This is a genomic window from Vibrio sp. M260118 (assembly GCF_036533755.1).
Classification (GTDB): Bacteria; Pseudomonadota; Gammaproteobacteria; order Enterobacterales; family Vibrionaceae; genus Vibrio.
The window spans coordinates 1-1,123 of the sequence record NZ_JATABG010000618.1 but is presented as its reverse complement, the minus strand read 5'-3'; the positions used below and the strand labels follow the sequence as shown (position 1 = coordinate 1,123).

At 49.9% G+C, this 1,123-nt stretch carries 2 protein-coding genes; both read right to left on the bottom strand.

All coding sequences use genetic code 11. The features are described from left to right. Positions 1-120 precede the first annotated feature (120 nt). Positions 121-519 (bottom strand): nucleotide-binding protein, encoded by a 399-nt coding sequence (locus QTO00_RS20070; RefSeq protein WP_331426319.1) that lies wholly within the window; start codon positions 517-519, stop codon positions 121-123. Beyond that, positions 516-1,123 (bottom strand): aminotransferase class I/II-fold pyridoxal phosphate-dependent enzyme (locus tag QTO00_RS20065; RefSeq protein ID WP_331426318.1); only part of this gene is annotated, 608 nt, incomplete at its 5' end. The genes QTO00_RS20065 and QTO00_RS20070, both read right to left, overlap by 4 nt.

The window sequence follows — 1,123 nt, the reverse complement described above, 5'->3', positions numbered from 1 at the left end:
GTTCGATGGCCAATGCTCTAGTGCCGATATCGCCGCTAAATTTAACCTGCAGATACTTGCTGTGGTTGACGCAGGAGCAATGGCACAAACCTTTGGTGCCATCGTCAATGGCCTATCGAGCTACCGTGATGATGTGGATATGTTCGGTGCCATTGCTCCTGCGTCAACCACAGCAAGTATCTGCAGGTTAAATTTAGCGGCGATATCGGCACTAGAGCATTGGCCATCGAACATACCCATCACACCTTCTATCAGGATCATGTCTGCCTCCTGCGCCGCTTGATACAGAAGGTGTTGGCAGTGTGCTTCTCCGCACATCCAAAGGTCGAGTTGATACGCTGGGCTCTGTGCCGCAATAGATAGAAACTGAGGATCAATAAAGTCGGGACCAGTTTTAAAAACGCGTACCTTTTTTCCTTGCTGAGTTAAAGCTCTGGCAAGGGCGGCGACCACTGTGGTTTTCCCGCTTCCCGAAGAGGGAGCGCCAACAACAAGTGCCGAGCAGTATGCAGTAGTCATAGCATATCCTTGATTTGGTTGAGTGCGGATTCGAGTTTTTTCCAGTCAACTTCTTGGTGTGGAAGGCCGAAACGGATTGCGTCTTTTTCATCACACAATCGAGTGAATACGCCTTGCGTGGCGAGAGCGTGATGCCATTTAGTTGCGTCGCTCAGCTCGACTCGTTGGAACAGTATTTGAGGGTAAACATGTTCAAAGTACTTGCTCAGCAAACCGTGTAGACGTTGGCTGCGGAGGTGAAGCGTTTCTCGCGTTTGAACTTGCCACTCCCAGTTGCTTAAGGCGTGTTGAACAACGTAGCGGCTCGGCCCAGGCAGTGTCCAAGGCCCTAAATTTTGGCTCATTTTCTTGAGATGCTGTGGGTGAGCAAAACAAAAACCGACTCGCGCCCCTGCCAAGCCAAAGAACTTGCCGACTGATCTTAGGACGAGAGTGTTGGTTGGTGTTGGGTTTGGCAAATGGGGCAGTAGCGAATGTTGGGGTGTTGAATCAATAAAGGCTTCATCAACAATCAATACCGCTTCATTGCTCATCTGTTTTCTCCAACCAAGCAGAGTTTCGGCCGGATGTAAGGTTGCACTTGGGTTGTTAGGGTTTATCACCA

Bases quoted from the DNA above. Each gene is read 5' to 3' on its own strand.
- QTO00_RS20070 (WP_331426319.1), bottom strand. From the start codon at position 519: ATGACTACTGCATACTGCTCGGCACTTGTTGTTGGCGCTCCCTCTTCG.